A 7485-nucleotide genomic window follows, 5' to 3' on the forward strand; every position below is an offset into this window, starting at 1 on the left:
ACTCGGCCAGCACCGGGTCGCCAAATTCCAGGTTCTTGCAGGCAACCCACAGTCGATGACTGACCGGGTGCAGTGAAAACAGGTCTTTGGGGCAGGCGTCGACGCAGTCACCGCATGCGGTGCAGAGATCTTCGTCAACGACCGGCAAGCCATCCGCCGACATGCTGATGGCGTCAAAATCACACACTACCTCGCAGTCGCCCAGCCCCAGGCAGCCCCAGAAACACCCCTTGCCACCACCGGCCACCAACGCGGCACCACGACAGGACGACAGCCCTTCGTAGTAAGCATGCATACGGGCAACGTTGGCGCCACCGGCGCATGCCAGACGGGCGACCACTTTTTCGACATTGCCGACCTCCACACTCAGTATTTCGGCGATCGCCGCCTTGCTGTCGGCATCCCCTACCGTGCATTGCGCCGGAGTGGCCGCACCGCTGGCCAGCGCCTCGGCAAAAGCGCGACAACCCGGGTGACCGCAGGCGCCACAATCGGTATGGGGCAACAGCTCGTAGACGGGCTCGATGCGCGGATCGGTCTCCACACGCAGGCGGCTCTGCGCGATGACCAGCGCCAACGCAATCAGAAAGGTCAGTCCACCCAGCGTGGCCACGGCTACGAGCATAGATACGGTCCCCCGCCCGTCCCCGGCAAGGCCTCACAAGCCTGAAATTTAGCACCGGCCACGCCACCCTCCGAATCGTGGATTACCCCTACGAACACCTTGAATTCGCAGGATTTCACGAGCCACCGCGCGGAGGCTGACAGGAACTGCTAGCCTCAGGGAAGATCCGGTGCCATGCGGCAGGTAACGAGGGGGCCTCAACGTGAACAAATACATCGCTGCAATTCTCATTCTGTTTTTACTCGCCAGCAACGCGTGGAGCGGTGAGCAGCTTGCGCTGCCCGGATTGCTGGAGCCGGCGCAGATTGTGCGTGACGCGGAAGGCATCGCACATATACGCGCCGAGAACGACACGGATCTTTACTACCTGCAGGGCTGGGTGCACGCGGAGGACCGCCTGTTCCAGATGGACCTGACCCGGCGTCAGCCCAGCGGAACGCTGGCCGAGCTGTTTGGCCCGGTTGCACTGACCGGCGACGTCGAGGCACGGACGATCGGGTTACGGCGTGCGGCCGTGCGCTCCGCTGCGGCATTGTCAGACAAGACTATTGCAGCACTGGAAGCCTACGCCCGAGGAGTCAATGACTGGGTAATGCAAGGGCCGGGGTTACCGCCGGAGTACGCTGCTGTTGGTTTTCCTGACCGGCAGGACTTCAGGTCGTGGAACGTGATTGACAGCGTCGTGATCGGCAAGGCCATAGCATTCAGCCTGTCGTTCGATCTCGATACGGGCGCGACACAGGATCTTGCGGCCTACGTCGAGGCGCTGGGTCCGGCCGGCGGCATCGTGTTTACCCAGGACGTTTTTCGCTCGCAACCATTCGACTGCGCCGCAACTGTACCGGACGCAACCGGAAAGTTTCCCTTCGATCCGCTGCCGACGCCGCCCAATCCGGAAGCCTGCCCGGGCCTGCCGTCGGTCACAAAAGTAAACGCACCGAATAAGCCCGTAACCAGGACGCAGGAAGCTGGCGAAATGAGCTTTTCCACGCTGGTGGCGCTGGCTGAAGCAGCAGAAAATCGGCTGCGACAATCTGAATTTATTCGCAACGTACTGGATGCCGACGGCACTCTCGGTTCCAATGAGTGGGGTATCGGCAGAGGGCTCGGCGCAAACGGCCGCCCTATCATCGCCAACGATCCACATCTCTCACTTAATACGCCCTCTACTTTCTATCCGATGGGCCTCGAGGCGGCGGGCCTCAACGTGTTTGGCAGCAGCTTCCCCGGCACGGCTTTTATCGTTCTGGGCTACAACAAACATATCCACTGGGGGGCAACCACAAATCCAATGGACGTTACGGATACGTTCGTGGAGTTGCTGGTGTTTGACGACAACGGTCAACCCGCCGGAACTTTATTCCAGGGTGAACTCGAGCCCGTCGAACTGGTACCGGAAGAATTCTTCTTCAATGGCGGAGGCGTCCTTTTCCAGGCAATTCCCGGTGAACTGATACCGGCAGCGACAATTATCGTTCCACGCAGAAACAATGGGCCAATTATTCAGCTGCTTACAGCGCCGACTCCCGGTGCCGTAATTCCGGCTCTGAGCATTCAATACACCGGCTTCAGTGCGACCCGGGAGCTGGATACATTCAGGCTGTGGAACGAGGCCCGCAACCTCAAGCAATTCCGCCGCGGGCTAAGCCATTTCGATTTTGGCTCGCAAAACTGGGTTTATGGCGATAACGCTGGAAATGTCGCTTACTTTGCCAGCGCCGAAATGCCGATTCGGGCAGACCTGAACCAGGGTTTTGTAGCTCCGGGCAGCCTGCCGGATATTTTTCCGCCAGGTTTGCCTATACCGCCGTGGTTCATCCGCGACGGCACCAGCGGCGAACATGAATGGCTGCCGGTCAGTAATCTTCAGACGGGCCAGGCAGTTCCGTATGAAATCCTGCGCCAGGATGAACTTCCGCACACCATCAATCCGCCAGCCGGATGGTTTGTAAACGCCAACAATGACCCGGCCGGGACCGTGCTGGACAACGACCCGCTCAATCAGGCCAGGAAAAGGTCTCGAGGCATCTATTACCTGAACGCCGGTTATGCCGGCGGCTTCCGTGCCGGCACGATCACCAGCCGGATACGCGATTACGTGGCGGAACAGGGCGAACTGAGCCAGGCAGATCTGCAGGACATCCAGGCTGACGTGTCGCTGCTTGATGCCCGGTTCTTCGTGCCATTCATCACCAACGCGTTTGCCAGCGCCTCGCAGGACAACGCACCGGCTCTGCTTGCAGCCTTCGCAGCAGATGCAGATGTGGCCGAAGCCATAGAACGACTGACCGCCTGGAATTTCAATGCACCGACCGGCATCCAGACTGGCTACGATGCGGGCGATCCCGTGGTTGCGGACTGGTCCGAATTACCTGAACCGGACCAGGCTGAAATCGACAGCAGCATCGCCGCAACGATATACAGTGTGTGGCGCGGCCAGGCGGTCCGGCTGATGGTCGACGAGCCGCTGGCCGGCCTGCCTGGACCCGGCAGCACAATGGCGATGACAGCGATGCAACACCTGTTGCGCACCGACGGTGGCACCGGAATCGTCGATTTCTTTGCTGTCCCGGGCCTGGCAGATTTTTCAGACCAGCGCGACTTCAAGCTGCTCGCGGCGCTGCGTTCTGCTTTGGATTTGCTGGCCGGTGATGCTTTTGCTCCGGCATTTGCCAATTCGTCCAACCAGGACGACTACCGCTGGGGCAAACTGCACCGCATCGTTTTCGATCACCCGTTTATCGATGGCGCCAGTGTTCCGGCGCAGCCGCCGGGTGCGTTCCCGCAGCCGGTGCCGGGCCTGGCGGGCTTTCCAACCGACGGTGGCTTCAATGTGGTAGATGCCTCTTCGCACAGCGCGCGTGCCGACAGCGTGAACGATTTCATGTTCGGGGGCGGGCCTGTGCGTCGTTACTCAGCGGAACCGAACAGTGCATTTAGCAGTGGAGCAGCGTCGATCTGGGCTGGCGGCGTAAGCGGCGTTCCTTTCCCCGGCAACCCGTTTTACGCAAACCTGCTTTCCTACTGGCTGGTCAATGAAACAGTGCCACTGGTCCTGCGCGCTCAGGATGCCAGCCCCGGCACAACTACTGATGTTGTGCCTGCGGTGCGCTGACCCGAGGTAGCCGTCGTAAATACTTCCCAGCAAACCGGGACGGCGAAACGATACCGCTTCGCCGTCCCGCTCGGCATCATGCTGCTGTCTTTCCTGCTGTCGTCTGTTCCCGGCGATCAGCCCGACGGCGGCCTGCTCGGTTTTGTCACGCCGCAGGTACAGAACCTGTTACACGTCCCATTGTTCGCGCTACTCGGATGGGCCTGGTGTTGGGCGCTCGACCAGCAATGCCGGGAACTGAAGAAAATTATTTTGCTCGGCGCACTGATCAGCGCCGGCTGGGCGGTGCTTGACGAAATGCACCAGCTTTACGTGCCCGGACGATTCGCCTCGCTGACCGATATCACGCTGAACCTGGTCGGCGTCGTCATCGGCCTTGTGCTGTTTACAAAAATCAGAACCCATGCACGCGGACTTCCGTGATTCGCAGCGGCCCGGCTTGTTATCCCGCGCCGGTATTCAAGCAAGAAATCCGGCCTGCCAGAATGGATGTAATTGGCCACTGCCAATACTGGCCGCTGCGGCCGGAAGTCACTATGCAAAGCGACCTTCAGGCAACACGCAAAGACAGCTCACAGTCTGGACGCAGTCCAGCAATCGGGCGGGCCCGGAAACCAGCCATGCGCCACCTAAACAAACTTGCCAAGACTAATTCAATAGAATATCGCGCAAGTGAACCCTCCGGACCATAGTCCGACATCGGTGGTACCCTCCAGATATGGGGCAGAACGACTCCAAGCCTGACAACGTTGCGGCTGAGGACGCACACCCACCGCGCGCGGACCTTAAAAATGCCGCATCGAACGCAGCTCGCCTTGTGCGCCGTGGAATCGAGTTCGTCGGTGAGCACCCGTTCGCGACCGGTCTGCTGGCACTGCTGAGCTTCGCCGGTCTGGTGCTAACCGTAATCGGGTTCGGGATCGATCGCCAGGAAGCCGACACCACCACCCAGCAGGTCGATGCCGTCAGCAGCCGGATCGAGATGCTGGCATTCACCGACCCGGAGCAGGACCTTTCTCGACTCGTGTTGGCTCACGAGCCACTCACCATCACCGACGCTCAGGGGTACCTGGATCATTACCGCTTCCAGCCGTGGTTGGATCGCGGCAGTTTCAAGACGTTTCTTCTTTACGCCGGTGGTACCGATCCCAGCCCGGGGCCTCGGATGATCCTGTACTTCGCCGGCAAGGGCCTGTGCGCTGTGACTCACTTCAGGGATCTCGATCTGAACTCCGACGCTCAGGAATCTCTGGCAAGCTACCCGACGACCTTCGTTAACTGGTGCTATCACGACCCGGATCTGCCCCGGGAGCTCGAAGCGACCTACACGCCGATCCTGGCTGCAGCCGACTGACTCGCACTGATTTTGAAACGGCCGCGGACGCGCAATTGGGGTTGTTTGTGGCAGCCTGGGCCCGGTTTCTCCCGGAAACCTCACGATTAAACAGGGTCTTAGGCTATTCTCAAGACTGCGATGGCCAGCGACACGAATCAGATGGTTTCGCTACTCGGTGATTTGAGGCGTCGACATGTGTTCCGAGTCGTCGCGTTATACATCGTCGGCGCATGGCTTTTGCTGCAATTCGCCGACGTCATATTCCCCGGTCTCGGTATTCCCGAAACAGCCATTCGCTTTGTAATCATCGGCGTCATCGTCGGTTTTCCGATCGCACTTGTATTTGGCTGGATGTACGAAATCACGCCGCAAGGCATTGTGCGCACGGCGCCACTTTCCGACACCGACCAGGGCCCGGACCTGTCTTTGCGCGGTGCTGACTACGTCATTCTCGGAGCACTCGCCCTGGTTGCAGTCAGCATCACGTACGGACTAATCGTCAAACTGAGCGATGTCGCCGAGATTGAACTCGCCAGCGTAGAACGCATGGCCTTTCCATTGCCGGACAAACCGTCGATTGCCGTTTTGCCATTTGACAACATGAGCGGCGATCCGGATCAGGAATATTTTGTCGACGGCATGACCGAAGACCTGATCACCGACCTTTCCAAGATCTCTGGTTTGTTTGTCATTGCACGGAATTCAGTGTTTACCTACAAAGGCCAACCGGTACTGGTATCGACTGTTGCTGAAGAACTCGGTGTCCGCTTCGTACTCGAGGGCAGCGTGCGCCGTGCCGGCGACACCGTGCGGATTAACGCGCAATTAATCGATGCATTAACGGGTGGTCATGTCTGGGCCGAGCGTTACGATGACGTCACCGATGATGTTTTCGCGTTACAGGATCGTGTAATTGAGAAAATCGTATCGGCACTTAAACTCAACCTTACGCAATCAGAACTGGCAGGCGGTCATGAGACGACCGATCCGGAGGCCCACGATGCATTCCTGCGTGGCTGGGCGCACTACCGGCGCAATTCACCAGAAAGTTTTGCCCAGGCAGTCCCGTATCTTGAGCGAGCAATCGAAATAGACCCCAATTACAGCCGGGCGTATGCAGCGCTTGCGACGGTCTACAGAAAAGTCATGGACAACAACATGAGCACCAGAAATGACGCGTGGGTGGGCTTCCAGAAGCTAAGCTGGACTGAAGTCGGGGAACGCAGAGCGGAAAATCTCCAACATGCATTGAAAAATCCAGGAGCGCTCACTTATCAGGCTTTGGCTTTCGAGTATTCCGTTCGGGGACGCACTGATGAAGCGATCGCCCAAGCTACAAGCGCGATCGAACTGGAGCCAAACAACCCGGTTGGCTACGAGGCCCTGGCCGCCGCACTGATCCAGGGCGGCCGACCTGCTGATGGTGCCGAAGCCATCCAGGAGGCAATGCGGCTGGATCCCCGCTATCCGCATGAGTACCTGTTCTGGCTCGGGCTGGCGCAATTCAACCTGGAACAATTCGAGCAGGCAGCGGAAACACTGGATCGCGCGACGCAGGGCAATCCAGAGGATGGCCGGTCTTTGATTGTGCGTGCTGCGGCCCTTGGCCAGCTCGGTGAAAAAGACAAGGCCATGCTGACGATTGATGCGCTTAATCGGTTAAGTGTCGAGCGCCAGGGGATTCAGGAAGGCGTCGATTCCCTGATGTTCGGTCCCTACACACTTGAAGACGTTGATCTATGGACCTTCAATGTAACTAACGACCGGGCACGTCTGCGTGAAGGGCTGCGGCTGGCAGGCTTGTCAGCCACCGGAGAAGACACAGAAGTCTCACCAACATTTATTCCGGGCGCGTCCTCGATCGATGTAGTCGAGGCCAGGCAGCTGTACGATCGCGGAGTGAAGTTCATAGACACACGCCCCGAAGTCGACTGGAACCGGGGTCATGTGGCTGGTGCGGTTCTGCTCGAGCTGGAAGAGATGTTTACCGAAGAAGCGCTAAGCAACCTGATCGACCGGACCGAAGCGGCCGTGATCTATTGCCACGGCTCCCGCTGCCTGCGCTCATCCAAGGGCACCGAAAAAGCGGTCAAGTGGGGATTTGAGAAGATCTACTATTTTAGAGATGGATTCCCGGCCTGGAAGGCTGCGGGGCATCCGATTGAAACGGATTAAATAAAGGACCATCGCTCGGGCAGGTGCGAACGCCACGAGGCTGTGCCGAGTGGCCGGTAATCTCGAGGACGCACATTAAAAAGCCTCGCGAAGCGAGGCTGAATAAAATGGCGCGTCTGGGTGAGGCGGATCAGAAAAAGCACCGCTTTTTCCCGCCGAACGACCGAGCGCATGCAGGCGCGAGGGCCGGGTCGGAGGGCGCGCCTCCAAAAAAAAACGTCGCTGAAGCGACGT

The 7485-nt window shown here is 58.9% G+C and carries 5 protein-coding genes; 4 read left to right on the forward strand and 1 reads right to left on the reverse strand.

Annotated elements, in window-relative coordinates; translation table 11 throughout:
- On the reverse strand, window positions 1-625 hold a 625-nt coding region (locus tag HKN06_06070; GenBank protein ID NNF60880.1), incomplete at its 3' end, for an RnfABCDGE type electron transport complex subunit B.
- A gap of 202 nt (window positions 626-827) precedes the next feature.
- Between HKN06_06070 and HKN06_06075 the strand changes: the two genes are divergently transcribed.
- The 4 genes from HKN06_06075 (at window position 828) to HKN06_06090 (ending at window position 7251) form a co-directional block, all read left to right on the forward strand.
- Entirely contained in the window at window positions 828-3740 is a 2913-nt protein-coding gene (locus HKN06_06075; GenBank protein NNF60881.1) for a penicillin acylase family protein, read from the forward strand.
- Window positions 3741-3818: 78 nt separating this feature from the next.
- Window positions 3819-4163 (forward strand): VanZ family protein, encoded by a 345-nt coding sequence (locus HKN06_06080; protein NNF60882.1) that lies wholly within the window; start codon window positions 3819-3821, stop codon window positions 4161-4163.
- A 295-nt stretch (window positions 4164-4458) separates the two neighbouring features.
- Entirely contained in the window at window positions 4459-5094 is a 636-nt protein-coding gene (locus HKN06_06085; GenBank protein NNF60883.1) for a hypothetical protein, read from the forward strand.
- A gap of 177 nt (window positions 5095-5271) precedes the next feature.
- Window positions 5272-7251, forward strand: coding sequence for a guanylyl cyclase (locus tag HKN06_06090; GenBank protein ID NNF60884.1), 1980 nt, complete (start codon window positions 5272-5274; stop codon window positions 7249-7251).
- Window positions 7252-7485: the final 234 nt, after the last annotated feature.

Source organism: Gammaproteobacteria bacterium (genome assembly GCA_013003425.1).
Taxonomy (GTDB): Bacteria; Pseudomonadota; Gammaproteobacteria; order Steroidobacterales; family JABDKV01; genus JABDJB01.

What these genes read in the sequence shown, in the direction of transcription:
- HKN06_06085 (NNF60883.1), top strand. Translation starts at nt 4,459, where the DNA reads ATGGGGCAGAACGACTCCAAGCCTGACAACGTTGCGGCTGAGGACGCA.
- HKN06_06080 (NNF60882.1), top strand. Translation starts at nt 3,819, where the DNA reads ATGCTGCTGTCTTTCCTGCTGTCGTCTGTTCCCGGCGATCAGCCCGAC.